General features: G+C 50.5%; 12 protein-coding genes. 4 read left to right on the top strand and 8 right to left on the bottom strand.

Annotation, left to right across the window (positions count from 1 at the left end):
- The 4 genes from ABY044_RS07515 to ABY044_RS07500 all read right to left on the bottom strand — a co-directional run.
- Positions 1–614: TRAP transporter substrate-binding protein (locus tag ABY044_RS07515; RefSeq protein ID WP_373019608.1), on the bottom strand; the 614-nt coding region annotated here is incomplete at its 3' end.
- A 158-nt stretch (positions 615–772) separates the two neighbouring features.
- Positions 773–1,669, bottom strand: a complete 897-nt coding sequence (locus ABY044_RS07510; protein WP_373019607.1) for a DnaJ C-terminal domain-containing protein — start codon at positions 1,667–1,669, stop codon at positions 773–775.
- Between the two features lie 266 nt (positions 1,670–1,935).
- Entirely contained in the window at positions 1,936–4,152 is a 2,217-nt protein-coding gene (locus ABY044_RS07505) for a TonB-dependent receptor (RefSeq protein WP_373019606.1), read from the bottom strand.
- A gap of 103 nt (positions 4,153–4,255) precedes the next feature.
- Positions 4,256–4,546 (bottom strand): hypothetical protein, encoded by a 291-nt coding sequence (locus ABY044_RS07500; protein WP_373019605.1) that lies wholly within the window; start codon positions 4,544–4,546, stop codon positions 4,256–4,258.
- 168 nt (positions 4,547–4,714) lie between these two features.
- Between ABY044_RS07500 and pgm the strand changes: the two genes are divergently transcribed.
- Together pgm and ABY044_RS07490 are read left to right on the top strand one after the other, a co-directional pair.
- The gene (gene pgm / locus ABY044_RS07495) at positions 4,715–6,355 is read left to right on the top strand and encodes a phosphoglucomutase (alpha-D-glucose-1,6-bisphosphate-dependent) (protein ID WP_373019604.1); all 1,641 of its coding nucleotides are present in this window, start codon (positions 4,715–4,717) and stop codon (positions 6,353–6,355) included.
- 30 nt (positions 6,356–6,385) lie between these two features.
- Complete coding sequence (locus tag ABY044_RS07490) at positions 6,386–7,306, top strand: patatin-like phospholipase family protein (protein WP_373019603.1); 921 nt, start codon at positions 6,386–6,388, stop codon at positions 7,304–7,306.
- 117 nt (positions 7,307–7,423) lie between these two features.
- Here ABY044_RS07490 and ABY044_RS07485 read toward each other — a convergent pair whose 3' ends face one another.
- On the bottom strand, positions 7,424–8,707 hold the full coding sequence (locus ABY044_RS07485; protein ID WP_373019602.1) for a TlpA disulfide reductase family protein: 1,284 nt from the start codon (positions 8,705–8,707) through the stop codon (positions 7,424–7,426).
- 153 nt (positions 8,708–8,860) lie between these two features.
- Here ABY044_RS07485 and ABY044_RS07480 point away from each other — a divergent pair, with 153 nt between their 5' ends.
- Both ABY044_RS07480 and ABY044_RS07475 read left to right on the top strand, forming a co-directional pair.
- Positions 8,861–10,597, top strand: a complete 1,737-nt coding sequence (locus ABY044_RS07480) for a GNAT family N-acyltransferase (protein WP_373019611.1) — start codon at positions 8,861–8,863, stop codon at positions 10,595–10,597.
- Between the two features lie 207 nt (positions 10,598–10,804).
- On the top strand, positions 10,805–12,088 hold the full coding sequence (locus ABY044_RS07475) for a diguanylate cyclase (RefSeq protein WP_373019601.1): 1,284 nt from the start codon (positions 10,805–10,807) through the stop codon (positions 12,086–12,088).
- A 24-nt stretch (positions 12,089–12,112) separates the two neighbouring features.
- Here ABY044_RS07475 and fetB read toward each other — a convergent pair whose 3' ends face one another.
- Genes fetB through uvrD form a run of 3 tightly spaced genes read right to left on the bottom strand, consistent with a single transcriptional unit; the run spans position 12,113 to position 15,779 of the window.
- Entirely contained in the window at positions 12,113–12,907 is a 795-nt protein-coding gene (fetB, locus tag ABY044_RS07470) for an iron export ABC transporter permease subunit FetB (protein ID WP_373019600.1), read from the bottom strand.
- A complete protein-coding gene (locus ABY044_RS07465) occupies positions 12,904–13,524 on the bottom strand; it encodes an ATP-binding cassette domain-containing protein (protein WP_373019599.1) in 621 nt (206 codons plus the stop codon). Before ABY044_RS07465 ends, fetB begins: the two co-directional genes overlap by 4 nt.
- 8 nt (positions 13,525–13,532) lie before the next feature.
- Positions 13,533–15,779, bottom strand: a complete 2,247-nt coding sequence (gene uvrD, locus ABY044_RS07460) for a DNA helicase II (protein WP_373019610.1) — start codon at positions 15,777–15,779, stop codon at positions 13,533–13,535.
- Positions 15,780–15,850 lie beyond the last annotated feature (71 nt).

Below are 15,850 nucleotides of genomic sequence, written 5' to 3'. Positions count from 1 at the left end.
GGCACACCACCGGCACGCTTCAACACTTCACCCCCCAGACCGGGCATGCGCATTTTCAAACCTTTCAGGTCTTCCAGGCTGTTGATTTCTTTATTGAACCAGCCGCCCATCTGCGTACCGGAGTTACCGGCCGGATTCGGAATCAGACCGAATGGCTTATAAGCTTCTTCCCACAACTTCAAACCGCCGCCATAGTAGAACCAGGCGTTCATTTCATTGGCCGTCAAACCGAACGGAACCGACGAGAAAAACGGCGCCGACGGAATCTTACCTTTCCAATAATAAGCACCGCCATGCCCAAGTTGCGCATTACCGCGTGAAACTGCATCGAATACTTCAAACGCACTGACCATCTCGCCCGCGCCATAGACCTTAACGTTGATACGTCCGCCGGACATCTCGTTGATCAGTCTGGCGACGTTATTGGCACCGGTTCCCAAGCCGGGAAAGTTCTTCGGCCAAGTCGTCACCATTTTCCACTCATACGTTTTCTGTGGAGCGGCACTTACCTGCGCCGGACTTTCGTCTTGTTGTCCGCAAGCACTTAACGTGGTCGCAGCGGCTGCACCGGCAACCGCTCCCAGTAATTCTCTGCGTTTCAGCATATCTTTCATCGGATTCCTCGTTCACTTCCAGTTTCAATATTTATTCAGCCATTTTATGCAAAACCGTCCGTGCCGTGGAATTTTTTTAGACAAGGCGATTCAAGGACATAAAAAAACCCAGCCTTTTGGCTGGGTCAAGTTTTGCATTAATGACAAATTAAAATCGATTACAGATGCTCTCGCGGATTGAAAGCCATCAGCTCGGCCATCTGCTCGTATAACGCTTTCTGCTCGTCGGTTTCGGCAGGCGGCGTATGAATCTGAACGATCACATATTGATTACCCGGCTCTCGCCCGAGTCCGCGGCCTTTGATTCGCAACTTCGTTCCCGACTGGGTTCCCGGCGCAATCGCCATACTGATCTTGCCTTTAATGGTCGGAATTTCAACCTTCGCACCTAACGCGGCTTCCCACGGAGTGACCGGCAGGTCAACATAGACGTCTTTGCCTTCGACACGGAAACGCGGATCTTTCTGCAAATTGATCTCGATAATGACATCGCCGTTCGGGCCGCCGTTAAAACCGTTAAAGCCTTTGCCTTTGACACGGATCTTCTGGCCTTGGGTAACGCCGGCCGGAATCCGTACTTTCAACGGTTTGGTGTCGTAAGCGTGGCTTGCAGAACGCGAATCGCCGATCTGAACGTTGATGGTTTTCTCGACACCTTCAATCGCTTCGGCCAACGTCACCATGACCGCAACGCTTTGATCTTCACCTTTTTGCGGACGTGCCTGGCGCTGACCACCGAAACCGTCGAACCCCTGCGCTCCGCCACCGCCGAACATGGAACCGAAAATATCCGAAAAATCGGGACCTTGCCCCTCAAATCCACCAAAACCGGAAGTATGGCGCTGACCGTAATCCGAACCGAACTGATCGTACATAGCGCGTTTTTCGGAATCGCTCAGTGTTTCGTACGCTTCGCTGATCTCTTTGAACTTGGCTTCGTCTCCGGTCGGTTTGTCCGGATGGTATTTAGCCGCCATTTTGCGGTATGCTTTCTTGATTTCGGCCTCGTTCGCATTACGACTTACACCTAAAATTGCATAATAATCTTTGCTCATGAACACCTTTTCTCTTTAAATTCGTTTAATGCCGGTTACTTATGGACTTTGAAGGTTTTTTTCAAGTCTCTTTCCGGAGTTTTCCGGCATTTTACTATATACGCCGATCCCAAGCTGAACAGCTTCCGGAAAAGGACGGTTTTAGTCTATTTAAACGCTCGTCAAATTTGTTCTCTTCCTGAAAACAAAAAAGGCTTTAAATCCGCATCGCTACGAATTTAAAGCCTTGAGAACCCAAACGGTCTGATTTTAAACCAACCGGTCGGTTAGAAGTTCAGGCGCGCACTCAATTTGAAATTACGACCCGTGTTCAAAGTGTAGCCTTTATAGGTGTTCAGGAAATCGACATAAGCGGTGTCGAACAGGTTCTCAACCGCCGCACCGATCTGCACGGTTTGACTGTCGAATTTCACGTCCGCCACATATCCCAAGTTCCATACGGCATAGGCATCGGTCGAGGCTGTACCGATCGACATATTATCGAACTGCGAGAACGGTTCGTAACTGCCCGCGGCGTTTTTATCGGCCGCCATTTTAACGCCTAGACTCACGCGCTGATTCTTCCAATCGCCGCGATCCGCCGGATGATAATGTCCGTTCAATGTCAGATTGTTCGCAGGAATCAACGGCAGCTCCTGATGATTTTTAACGTCACGGCCTTCAATGATCTCCAGCGCCACATCACCCGACCAACGCGCATTGAACTGCTGAGCGTAACTGAACTCGAAACCACGGATTTCGGCATCGGTCTGCTGCGCCTGCATCTCGACGATCGCACCCGGCGCATCCGCATCGACTCGCTCGCCTTCGTTAGGCGAACCTTCCGACGCACGGTAATAACCGGTATTCGCCAGATAAATGTAATCGCTCACCCAATTCTGATATACGGTCGCAACCATCTGCGCTTTATCGGTCTGCCAGCGTAACGACAGATCGGTATTCAGCGAGGTTTCCGCTTTCAAATCGGGATTCCCTAACTGAAACGCCTGAACACCGCCGTGTTCGCCGCCGGCATACAGCTCGAAGATGCTCGGCGCACGGAAACCTCGGGCAACATTTCCGGCAATGCTCCAATTACCGTCCACACGATAGGTCGCGCCGACCGAACCACTGAAGACATCGAAATCGCGCTCGTTATTGGAGGCGTCGAAAATCCCCATCTCTTCGTAGAAATGTTCGTTTTCGGCACTCAACGGCGCCTTGACGCTGTGGGTGTCGTAACGCGCCCCGAACTGAACCAGCCACTTGTCATAGTCGGCTTCTTCAAACAGATAAACCGCACGTTTGCTGACGTCCGCCGACGGCGACAAATGACCGGAACGCAACGTCTGTTGTTTTTCGGTCAACTCAATTCCGATTTCCCCGGAAAAGTCGCCGATAGCGGGATGCTCCAACGCCAACTTGACGTCATCGCGATGCACCACAATATCCAAATAATGTTCGGTTCCCTCGTCCTCGGCCATGGTCTCGAATGGCAAGTCGTGGGATGCCTCGCGTTGGTTACGAGTATGCGCCCAGCTCGGCTTCAATATCCAATCGTCGTTCAGGAAAAACTCGGCGCTTAACTGAGTCTCGTCGTTTTGCAGTTTCTGCCCGGCCGCAAGCGGCTCAAACGGGGAGAATTTATCTTCGGCTTCAACACCGAGATAGTTCTGCTTGGAAATCCACTGGGTATGGCGCAACTCAACCTTACCCCAATCGTCCTGATAACCTAAACCGATATTGGCGGCACGGTTTTCAAAATTGGTGAACGGCACTTCGCCGACAAACAACGGTTTGTCGCTGACCGGGCTGGATGGCGTCGCGCCTTGCGAAGAGGAGACGTCCGGTACGCGGAAATTATCGGCTTCACGCACCGAGAACCCGGCGGTGACGCCGAACTTCTCGGAACCGGCTCCCACCTTGGCGCCGACCATGGTTTCACGGTTGTTGCTGTTGTATTCGCCCGCCAATTGTCCCGAAGTCGGCTGACCGTAAGGGATTTCCGCCTGCAAGACATTGACGACGCCGCCCATCGCTTCAGAACCGTAAAGTACACTTTGCGGTCCGCGAATCACTTCGACACGCTCGGCCAGATAAGGCTCTATATTCGGATTGTGGCGTGTGCCGTAAGCTTGGTAATCGGTACTTTGGCCGTTGGATAAAACCTTAACGCGGTTTCCGGTCATGCCGCGAATCACCGGTTTACCGGACTGCGCTCCGGCGGACATATTATTTACGCCGGGAATACTTTCCAACATCTCGCCAAGCGACCCGCTGTCGCGCTGCATTTTCTCTTGTCCCGACACGCTGTCGACCTGCGAAGGCACGTCGAAAGCCTCATGCTGATGAACCGGAGAAGCCGATACGGTGACCGTATTCAACAGTGTTTGAGAACCGGACTCCGTCAGCGTTTTCACTTGGGATTCATTGCCGGTCTCCGCATGTGCAGACGCTACGACACCGGCCGCCCACATAGCCAGAATAATTTTTTTCAATTGCATATTTATTTACCTAATTGTTATCAACGTTTGCAACGGACGCACCTTACCGCCCCATAAGCGAGCGATAACAATTGCGTCATAAATTTCGAACGATTTAAAACAATCAGGCAGACGGCGGGGCACGCCCCCAGAAATGAGGAACCGCGGCCAAAGACAATTCGGCCAGGGTGAATTCGGGTTGAATGTCGCTTGTCCAGACCGTCGACAAAACCGCAACACTGTCTGCGGTTTCATTGATCGGCTGGGCAAATTGGTCATACAGGTCACACTCGGCGGTGTGGGTATGGAAAGGATGAATTTCAGAGTGCAGCAACCCGACTGTCTGCGTAAACGCAAACAGGAGGATAAAACTCGCTACAAGGCGAAATGAGTGGATTGCTTTTTTGAAATTCATTTAAAAGATTATAGGCAATCCGCAGCAAAAAGGTAGGACAAAAAACGTGTTTTTTCGACACGCCCGTCGATAACGTTTTTTTCATATTTTTGTCTTTTTTCCCCTTTTTTACTGTATATAATCATTTTAACTATTGATCAAAACGACTAACCAAAAGCGAGTATCCCCATGGCCCTTTCCCCTTATGCCGGCAAAAAAGCCCCTTTTGAATTGTTAGAGAATATCCCGCTGTTAATGACGGACTATTACAACCTCAAGCCGAATGCCGACATTCCGGATCAGGCTGTCAGCTTCGGAACCTCGGGCCACCGCGGCTGTTCCAGCAAAACCACCTTTAACGAAGATCATATTGCCGCCATCTGTCAGGCCATCGTCGAATACCGCCGTCTGCAAAACACCATCGGTCCGATGTTTATCGGCATGGATACTCACGCCCTATCGGAAGCGGCACACGCCACCGCCGTCGAAGTGTTTGCCGCCAATAAAGTCAACGTCATCATTCAATCCAACGGCCGCTATACGCCGACGCCGGTGGTTTCCAACGCAATCCTAAGTTACAACGAAGGTCGCCAAGGCGGTCTGGCCGACGGCGTTATCATCACACCGTCGCATAACCCGCCGCAGGATGGCGGATTCAAATACAACCCGCCAACCGGCGGACCGGCCGACACCGATGCAACCAAATGGATTCAGGAACGCGCCAACAACATGATTCGCGACGGCATGAAAGAGGTCAAACGTATGTCGTTGAACGAAGCCATGGCTTCGGAATACGTCACTCCGACCGACCTGATCACGCCTTATGTCGAAAACCTGGATAAGGTCATCAACATGCAGGCGATCAAAGACGCCGGTTTGAAACTGGCGATCGATCCGATGGGCGGTGCGGCCATTCATTATTGGAAACCGATTGCCGATCATTACGGACTGAATCTGGAAATCGTCAATCCGCACGTGGATGCGACTTTCTCGTTTATGCACGTCGACAAGGACGGCAAAATCCGTATGGACTGCTCGTCGCCTTATGCGATGGCCGGACTGATTGACCTTAAAGACAATTATGATCTGGCGTTCGGTAACGATCCGGACGTCGACCGTCACGGTATCGTCACCAAGTCGGTCGGATTGATGAACCCAAACCACTATCTGGCGGTGGCGATTCAATACCTGTTTACTCATCGTCCGGACTGGCCGCAAAACGCCGCCGTCGGTAAAACCCTGGTTTCCAGCTCGATGATCGATCGCGTCGCGTCGGCACTTAACCTAAACCTGAGCGAAGTGCCGGTCGGGTTCAAATGGTTTGTTGACGGATTGCAAAACGGTTCTTTCGGATTCGGCGGTGAAGAGTCGGCCGGAGCGTCGTTCCTGCGTTTCGACGGTGGTCCTTGGAGTACCGACAAGGACGGCATCATCCTGAACTTGTTAGCCGCGGAAATTACGGCGGTCACCGGCAAAGATCCGGGCGAGTTATACATTGAAATGACGCAAAAATTCGGCAACCCGATTTACAGCCGCATCGACGCACCGGCAAACCGCGAAGAAAAGGCGATTTTAAGCAACCTTTCACCGGACATGGTCAAGGCCGATACCTTGGCGGGCGAAGCCATCACCGCCAAACTGACCCATGCACCGGGTAACGGTGCGGCGATCGGCGGTTTGAAGATCACCACTGAAAACGGTTGGTTTGCAGCACGTCCTTCCGGTACCGAAGACATCTATAAAATCTATGCGGAAAGCTTTAAAGGCCAGGCGCATTTGGATGCGATTTTGGAAGAAGCCAAAGCCATCGTCGCCGACGCTTTAAAATAGACGTCGTACTGAGAGCCGTCCGGAGTACCGATGACTAAACCCTACCTTCCCAAAAAAACCGGCAAAACCGTCTCCCTGATTCTAGGCAGCGGCGGCGCGCGCGGTTTAGCGCATATCGGCATCATCCACTGGCTGGAAGAACAAGGCTATGAAATTCGTTTTGTTTCCGGTAGTTCGATGGGCGCTTTGGTTGGCGGCGTATATGCGGCCGGCAAACTTGACGAATTCGTCGATTGGTTCAAGAAACTGACCAACACCGACATTCTAGGCTTAGCCGATATCGCGTGGGATCGTAGCGGTTTGATCAAAGGCGATAAACTGTTTGAAACCATTAAAGAGTTGATCGGCGACCCGAATATCGAAGATCTTGAAATTCCTTTCACCGCCGTGGCCACCGACATCGAAAATGAAAAAGAAGTCTGGCTCCAGACCGGTTCGCTACTGAAAGCGATTCGTGCTTCCATCTCGTTACCGATGATCTTCACCCCCTACCAATGGCATAACATGACGCTAATTGACGGCGGCGTCCTCAACCCGATGCCGATTGCGCCCACTTTCGGCCAGAATAACGATCTGACGATTGCAGTCGACTTGGGCGGAAAAGCCATTTTCGACGGCCCGGGCACGGATGAAAACCAAGAAGAACTAGACGAGGATTCGTGGCTAAACGACGTAACCGGTCTTTTCACTTCTCTCAAAGAACATTTTCTGTCAAAGGAAAATTCTTTGAAAAAAACGCTCGAAAAATCCTTTAATCTGGATGTCTACGAAGTCAGTAACAAAGCGTTCGACAGCATGCAAAATACCATCGCCCGCCAGAAATTAGCGGCTTATCCGCCGGACATCACCATCGAGATTCCGCGAAACGCCTGCGGCATGATGGAGTTCACCAAAGTCAACGAGATGATTGCATTAGGTTATCGCATGGCTCAGGAGACATTGGGAAAATAAACTGTGATAAAACGCTTTAAGTTTTCTATTCTTTCCGTTTCCGGTCACTTTTCCAAAAGTTCACCGAGTTATCCACAGCTTATTCTTTTCCGACACAACACCTTGTTTCACAAGAGTTTATTCTGAAAGCAACGTTTTAATCTTGTTCAAATGACTTTCCTGATCCCACTCCGTTCCGCCGAATAGGGCAAAACGTATCTTGCCCTGCTTGTCGATCAGGTAACTGCTCGGATAAGCAAACACCTGCCAGGTTTTCACCGCCGAACCGGACGGGTCTTGCAAGATCGGGAAATTGACCGGATGTTGCATCAAAAACGCTTTGATTGCTCTTTGCTCTTCCGCCAGGTTCACCGCTAGGATCTCAAACGGTTGACCGTCCAATTGATCATTAAGTCGAGCCATGGACGGCATTTCATGCACACAAGGCGGACACCAGCTTGCCCAGAAATTAAGCAGCACGACCTTGCCTTTGTAATCCGCCAATGAAACCGCCTCACCGGACAGATCTTGCAGATTCAAATTGCGGTTTTGGTCGCCGCTGTATATTTGCAATTCCGTAGAGCGTGTCGTTTCCACCTTATTTTCAACTTGATCGGAAAGTTTGCCGCCAACTCGAGACTCCCCAAGATAGGCCAATTGCCACTGCATCAACCGACGGATATCATCCGCCAAATGGGTTGCTACCTGCCTTTCAATCGGCAAGGCATCCGGACGGAAGTAATAGCGGTCGCGCGATTTAGGCTGCAGTTTTACAAATACGTCGCTGCCGCTGTGCGCCAATTTATCGGCCAACTTCATGACCCGCCAGCGCCATGGCGACAGTTCCGACTGCAGAACGCTGATCGGTAAATTAACGCCCGACACTTCGGCCCAATATTGAGCCTCCTGTCCGGGCAATGGGGTATTCAGGTACAGATTCGGGTTGATTAGAATCAGCCCCAGATCATTGTGTTGCCGACGCTGAAACTGCGACAACCCTCTAACCGCTAATTGGGCGGCTTTATTCGGCGCAATCACCCAAGCCGGCAATGCATCCTTTGTGGCCTGATCGATCAATCGTTCGATCCATTCGCTGGGAACGGCGTCCACCGCACTGGGGGTCGGCGGCAAAAATAACGCTTCATAGACATCCACAAACCAACTTTCGATGCCCTTCTTAGCCAACTGCTCCGCCACCCGTTTCTCCTGAGGCAGAATCCCGTATTCGGACGGCAACCACAACAAACGCGCCCTAACGGTTTTTTGAGCCTGCACCACATGAATGTTCAAACTGGCGTCATCAAGTTCAAGAACGGTATCGGTCGCCGATGAGGGCGAGGCAAACATCCACATCGATACCGCCATACAGGCCAGCCAGAATTTATACAAAGGGTTTAGCCGCTTTCTATCGATACCGATCATGGTTCTCCGCCAATTGTCATTGTTTAAACTTAAACGAATTATAAGCGCTTTGCTTGCCTGTCAAAAAAATATCATTGTGATGTCATCTTAACTTCAAACTCCGCAACCATAATGCAGGGTGAATCAAACCAACAAGAAGATGACGACGACGCGATGCTGAATCTAGAAAAAGCCCTGACTGAAAAATTCCCGGACTTACCGAATAAAAAGGGCGGAAAACTAATCATAAAATTGATTAAAGCCCTGACCCACGAAGACGAAATCAACCAATTCATACTGACCCACCAACATCTACGTGGGTTTGCGTTTTTGGATCAGGTATTGAACCATTTCAACTTCAGCTACCGTGTCAGCTCGCGTTCTCTAAACCGTATTCCGTCGGAAGGCCGTGCAATTTTAGTTGCCAACCACCCGATCGGCTCGCTGGACGGACTGGCTCTGCTAAAAATGGTACGCACAGTGCGCCCGGATGTTCGTATCGTCGCCAGCGACCTGCTGAATCACATCGACCCGTTACAGTCTCTGTTTCTCGGGGTGAACAACATCAGCGGAAAACCCTCTCACAAAACTCAGTTCAAAGCGATTTTAGAAGCTTTGAACAACGACGAGGCGGTGATTATCTTCCCGGCCGGTGAAGTCTCGCGCATTCGCCCAAACGGCGTGCGTGACGGTAAATGGAAAGCCGGTTTCATTAAACTGGCGGAAAAATCCAACTCTCCAATCGTGCCGATCTATGTCGATGCCCGCAACTCGGCGCTGTTTTACAGCTTGTCGGCACTTTACAAACCACTGGGAACCTTAATGCTGGTTCAGGAAATGTTCAACAAAGATCATCAGGAAATCCAATTCCACATCGGTAAAGCCATTCCGTGGAAAGCGGTCGCAAAACTCGATCTGCCATCCAAAGCATTGGCCAACCGCTTCCGCAAGCATCTATATAAACTGGACAAGGAAGCCAAAGCCGCCAAAAAGGGTAAAACGCCGCTGTTTGAAACCGTGGAAACCATTGCCCATCCGGTAGATCCCAAAGCACTGAAAAAGACGCTTAAAAAGGCTCAACTGCTAGGCCAGACTCAGGACGGCAAAAAAATCTATTTGTACGATTTCGAAGCCGACTCGCCGGTGATGCACGAAATCGGCCGACTGCGCGAACTCACTTTCCGTTCGGTCGAAGAAGGCACCGGAACACCGATGGATTTGGATAAATACGACAGCCAATACCGTCATTTGGTGCTGTGGGATGAAGAGGAATTGGAGATTGTCGGCGCTTACCGCATCGGCGAATGTAAAAATCTGGTCGAAAAATACGGCATCCAAGGACTTTACACCAGCACCCTGTTCGACCTGAAACCGGAAATCGAAGCCTACTTGCCGAATGCCATCGAGCTGGGACGCAGTTTCGTACAACCACGATACTGGGGGAAACGCAGCTTGGATTACCTTTGGTACGGCATCGGCGCTTATGTCGCACAGCATCCCGAAATCAAATACCTGTTCGGTCCGGTCTCTTTAAGCGACGCTTACCCGCAAAACGCCCAGGAACTGATTATCGGTTTCTACCAGCAACAATTCGGTTCCAACCAGGATCTGGCAGCCGCCAAACGCCCGGTAAACCTGCGCAAGGAAAACCTGGAAATCGCGACAAACGTTTTCAGCGGCGAGTACAAGGACAGCTTCAAGAAATTGAACGCATTGTTGGAACTGGAAGGCGTTAAAGTGCCGACGCTGTTCAAACAATATGCCGAAGTGGCGGACGATAAAGGTTGTCGATTCATCGACTTCAGCATCGATCCGGATTTCAATGCCTGCATTGACGCTTTGATTCTGGTCGAACTCGACAAACTGAAACCAAAGAAACGCGAACGCTATTTGAATCCGATCGGAGTTTGATAGAAACGCCCGGCTTCAATAGAACCACTTCAATATCCAAACAACCCGGTCAAATGTCAGGCCGAGTTGTGCCGATTTAATTCCGAGATCGCATTCAAGCAATTGAAATTAATATTGATAACGATTCCGTTCCAAGGCGCTTGACCTGAATCCAATTTCCACTATAGTTATAAGATAAATATACATTTCATCCGAAGCCGGGGACAAATGAGAGAACTCATAAAACTTCGTTCAAGCAAACTCATTTTTGTCGTCTTTCTGTTGACCTTGATTCTTGTCAGCACCCTTGTCTTCACGGCTCAGGAAATCACCACCACCACACTCAAAAACGCCTCAGACGTAATCAATACGCAGTACCAAAAACAGCACAACTTGATGAATCTACACATCGCGGGCCAAAAACGCACCGTAGACATTCAACGGATTTTGCTGGCTGACGACCCTTTCGAAAAAGACGCCGCCCTCATGAGCTTTTACGAAGATGGCAAATTCTATACAGAGTACCGAGATAAATTGGCTCAACTTCTTAAAAACAACCCGCTTGAGCAAGAATGGCTCGACGAAATCAGCTCTATGGGAAAAGAAACCGGGCCGCTCCAAAATCAGATTGCCGACATCGCCATGAACGGCGATCGCCAAACCGCCAAACAACGACTGTTAACCGAAGGGCTCGAAAAACTGAATCGCTTCAGCGATAAGGTCAATGAATTTTCACTCAGCCAAGCCGAAGAGATCAAAAAATCGATCGCTCATGCCAACCATCAAGTCGACCGACTGATGCAAACCATCATCTTTTTAGCGACGGCACTGATCATTATCAGCATGCTGTTCTCGGTATTTTTAACACGTCGATTCAAACATGTTTATCGCAAGCTGAAAGAATCCAACGATACGCTGGACCAACAAGTAAAATCCCGAACTCAAGAACTGCTTGAAACCCAAAATGAATTACTTCAACAGAATAGAATTTTGGAACAGCTCTCGACCACCGACCCCCTCACCCAACTTTCAAACCGCCTCAAAATTGAACAGGTACTTGAAACTCAATACGACGACTTCCGAAAAACAGGCAAAATGTCGTGCCTGATGCTGATTGATTTAGATCATTTTAAAGAGGTTAACGATAACTACGGCCACCACGTCGGAGACGAAGTCTTACAGGAATTTGCCGAGCTGTTAAAACGAAGCTTTACCGATAATGCCCACATCGGTCGCTGGGGCGGTGAAGAGTTCATCGTAATACTGGAAGGTGTCGATGACGACAGCATGATACAACAAGCGGAACAATTAAGAACCGAAGTTGAACGCCACACTTTTCCGAGCATACCGAAAATCACCATCAGCGGCGGGATCGCCTGTATGCAAGATGCTAACGGTATTTCCGACTTAATCCACAAAGCGGATTTGGCGCTCTATGTTTCTAAAAACAAAGGGCGAAACCGCATTACCAGACAAAGCCCCGACATGCTTAATTATCCGGGTTGCTGCTAAAATCGATACTGATCGAATAATCCGCTAGCGGGTTTTACTGAGTTGTTCGAGCATTAACCTCTGACGTCCGTCAAACAGTCGACGACACGCCAGATTAACCGCAATCAACGTTCCGAAACCGGTCGAACTCGCCACTAGAAACATCACCATAATCTGATACTTCACCGCTTCCGACGGATCGGTTCCGGCTAGAATCTGCCCGGTCATCATCCCCGGCAAAGAAATGATACCCGCCGCAGCCAACATATTAATCACCGGCATCATCGCGGTATGCAAACTCTGTTCGCGAACGAACTGCATCGCTTGTTTAGCGGTTTTGCCTAATGCCAACTGCGCTTCAATCTGCGGCTTGAACTGTACGGCATTGCGCGTCAGACTATCGACTCCCAAGGCAATCGCGGTCATGCTGTTTCCCAACAACATTCCCAAAAGCGGAATCGCATATTGCGCCTGATACCAGGGCTGAGGCTCGATGATCAGCGTCAACACGCCCACCAGCAGAATCAATGACGTCAGAGAGATCGAAAATAATCCGATCCACAGACTGTACCCGCCCTTGAAGCTGTAATGTTGGCGCTTGGCAATTTCGTAGGCGGCGGCCATCAACATCACCAAACCAACCAGGGCGACCCAGATCCAATTGTCGGCATAGAATACCCAGCTCAGCCACACCCCCATGAAAAGCAACTGAACAACCATACGCAGGTTGGCCCACCAGAATTGTTTGACATGAGTGAAACCGTTCAACCACAGCAGACCGCCCAGCAGGATAATCAAAACAGAAAGGGTCGCCAGATCGACATAACTTAGAAAAATCATCGGCTTTCTCCCTTCAGTCTTTCGTACAATTCAAGGATGTTCCAGCGTTTGCCGTCCGAAGCCAGACGCTTACTTTGCATTTCGTCGTGACTGACCCAAAGTACCGTTGCCCGATGTTCTTTCACATATTCTTGAAGTAACTGTTCAACCTGGGCCGTACTCTCTGGATCGAGGTTTGCCGTGATTTCGTCCAACAGTAGAACTTTGGGCAGGTAAAGCAAGCCGCGTAATAACGCCAACCGCTGCTTTTCACCACTGGACAGGCTATTGATAGTGCGCTTCAAGTGCTCCGCACGCAAACCAATCGATTGCAACTGTTCTTCCGAAGGCAAAACATCGAAATGTTCTTCAACGGTCTCCCGCCACCAGGCCGTTTCGGCCGGAAAATACATCACCTGTCTGCGCCAATGTTCGGGACACATCGAATCCTGTGCCTGCGCATCCAGACTCACTTCGCCGCTATGCGGGATCAAGTCGGCCAACGCCCGCAATAAAACCGATTTCCCGGTTCCCGACGGCCCGAACAAAATTACCCACTCTTCCGCCGCCAGTTTAAAACTGACCTCGGCCGACATACCGAAGGCTTTGAGGCGATTAACTTCCAGAAGATCGCTCATAACATGACTCAGCACTTGTCCAATTTAGCGTAAGCCATTACCAACCACTTGGAACCGACGTCGTCAAAATGCACGTTAACGCTCGCATGATCGCCGCTGCCCTGAATCGTCAGCACAATGCCCTCGCCGAACTTAGCGTGCCTGACGCGATCGCCGATTTGATAACCGCTCTGATTCTCGGCCGCCAGCGCCGCACTGATATTGGCATTCATCGACGATTCCATGGTCGGCCTGACCGAACCGGACAAACGCACAAAATCGACGCATTCGGCCGGAATTTCCTTAATGAAACGCGATGGCGTCGGATAAAACTCGGAACCGTGCAGACGTCGACGGTTTGCAAAGGTGATAATCAACTGCTGCTCGGCACGCGTGATGCCAACATAAGCCAAACGGCGTTCCTCTTCCAATCGCGACGGGTCTTCCATCGACTGTTGCGACGGAAACAGTCCTTCCTCGACGCCGATCATGAATACCAACGGAAATTCCAATCCTTTAGCGGCGTGCAACGTCATCAACTGCACCGATGATTCCCATGCATCCGCCTGTTGCTCACCCGCTTCCAAAGCCGCTTGCGCTAAAAACTCGGACAGTGGATCGGTATGCACGGGCTGATCGCCGATGGTAACGCCAGCGGCCGCCTGGTTCGCCTGTTCTTCACTTTCCACACCCTCAATGCTTTCCTGTGGTTTGGACGCCTTAAACTGACTGACGGCGTTGATTAATTCGTCGATGTTCTCAAGACGGCTCTGGCCTTGCTCGGACGTATCCTTTTCGAAATGCGCCTGCAAACCGGATCGAGAAATCACGTGCATGACCAGATCCTGTAAATCCCGGTCTTTTGTGTTTTGCGCCATGTCGTCAATCAAATCCATAAAACCGCTCACGGATGTTTTGGCTCGCGCCGTCAACCCCTGTTCCGTAAGACGTTTCGCCGCTTCCCACATGGAGATCTGCTGATCGCGAGCCACATCACGAATGCCGTCCGCCGTTTTCTGTCCGATACCGCGCGGAGGATGGTTATACACACGCTCGAAAGCGGCATCGTCGTCACGGTTCAACAATAGACGCAAATAACTTAAAACATCCTTAATCTCGGCTCGATCGTAGAAACGCAAACCGCCATAGACCCGATAGGGAATCTGAGCATGCATCAACCCCTGCTCCATGACGCGTGATTGAGCATTGGAACGGTACAGTACCGCAACGTCGCTACGTGAACCGCCCTGCTCGCACCAAGCCTGTACCTGGTTGCAGACATAATTGGCCTCGTCCATTTCGTTAAAGGCCTCGTAAATACGAATCGGCGCACCTTCTTCTCCGGCACTCCACAACTGCTTGCCCATACGGGTGGTATTGTGTGAGATCAACGCATTGGCTGCCTTAAGGATAGTGCCGGTGGAACGGTAATTTTGTTCCAGACGCACAATCTTCACATTGGCGAAGTCTTCGTCGAACTGGCGAATGTTTTCCACCTTAGCGCCACGCCAACCGTAAATCGACTGGTCGTCGTCACCGACCACGAATAGTTTTCCGGAACCGCCGGCCAGCACACGCAACCAGGCATACTGCAACGAGTTGGTATCTTGAAACTCGTCCACCAAAATGTGTTTAAAACGCGCCTGATAGTGCGCCAGTACTTGAGGGTGTTTCAGCCATAGCTCATGGGCACGCAAAAGCAGCTCGGCAAAATCGACCAAACCGGAACGTTTGCACTGTTCCTCATAGGCCGCATAAATCTGCACCATCTTTGCCACAAACGGGTTATGGCCCGGATCAATGTGTTGAGGACGACGCCCTTCCTCTTTTTCACCATTAATAAAGGACTGTACTTGACGGTGCGGCCACTGCGCCTCATCCAACTCCATGCTCTTCAACAGACGTTTGATAACGCGCTTCTGATCGTCCGAATCCAAAATTTGAAAGTTCTGCGGCAGACCGACTTCTTGATAATGCTGACGTAAAAGACGATAAGCGATACCGTGAAAGGTTCCCATCGTCAGACCTTGAGCCTGCTGCCCGATCAACGCTTCGATACGGCCGCGCATTTCGTTAGAGGCTTTATTGGTAAAGGTCACGGCCAAAATATTGTAGGCCGACAACCCCAGCACTTCGATCAACCAGGCAATACGGTGAACCAAAACCCGGGTTTTACCGCTCCCGGCCCCAGCCAAAATCAAGGCGTGTTGATCATCGACCGTAACCGCTTCACGCTGGGCATCGTTCAAATCATTTAATATATAGGAGATATCCATAAATCCAGCCATTTTAGACCGCTTTAAGCGGCCTATCGCATCCAAAATCTAATCAAAAAAATCAATTGCCA

Origin of the sequence: Thiomicrorhabdus sp. (genome assembly GCF_041583835.1) — a bacterium.
In the GTDB taxonomy this organism is placed as follows: Bacteria; Pseudomonadota; Gammaproteobacteria; order Thiomicrospirales; family Thiomicrospiraceae; genus Thiomicrorhabdus.
Note: the sequence above shows the minus strand (reverse complement) of the source record. Positions and strands in the feature narration are given on the sequence as shown.

What these genes read in the sequence shown, in the direction of transcription:
- ABY044_RS07510 (WP_373019607.1), bottom strand. Translation starts at nt 1,669, where the DNA reads ATGAGCAAAGATTATTATGCAATTTTAGGTGTAAGTCGTAATGCGAAC.
- ABY044_RS07505 (WP_373019606.1), bottom strand. Translation starts at nt 4,152, where the DNA reads ATGCAATTGAAAAAAATTATTCTGGCTATGTGGGCGGCCGGTGTCGTA.
- ABY044_RS07500 (WP_373019605.1), bottom strand. Translation starts at nt 4,546, where the DNA reads ATGAATTTCAAAAAAGCAATCCACTCATTTCGCCTTGTAGCGAGTTTT.
- pgm (WP_373019604.1), top strand. Translation starts at nt 4,715, where the DNA reads ATGGCCCTTTCCCCTTATGCCGGCAAAAAAGCCCCTTTTGAATTGTTA.
- ABY044_RS07490 (WP_373019603.1), top strand. Translation starts at nt 6,386, where the DNA reads ATGACTAAACCCTACCTTCCCAAAAAAACCGGCAAAACCGTCTCCCTG.
- ABY044_RS07485 (WP_373019602.1), bottom strand. Translation starts at nt 8,707, where the DNA reads ATGATCGGTATCGATAGAAAGCGGCTAAACCCTTTGTATAAATTCTGG.
- ABY044_RS07480 (WP_373019611.1), top strand. Translation starts at nt 8,861, where the DNA reads ATGCTGAATCTAGAAAAAGCCCTGACTGAAAAATTCCCGGACTTACCG.
- ABY044_RS07475 (WP_373019601.1), top strand. Translation starts at nt 10,805, where the DNA reads ATGAGAGAACTCATAAAACTTCGTTCAAGCAAACTCATTTTTGTCGTC.
- fetB (WP_373019600.1), bottom strand. Translation starts at nt 12,907, where the DNA reads ATGATTTTTCTAAGTTATGTCGATCTGGCGACCCTTTCTGTTTTGATT.
- ABY044_RS07465 (WP_373019599.1), bottom strand. Translation starts at nt 13,524, where the DNA reads ATGAGCGATCTTCTGGAAGTTAATCGCCTCAAAGCCTTCGGTATGTCG.
- uvrD (WP_373019610.1), bottom strand. Translation starts at nt 15,779, where the DNA reads ATGGATATCTCCTATATATTAAATGATTTGAACGATGCCCAGCGTGAA.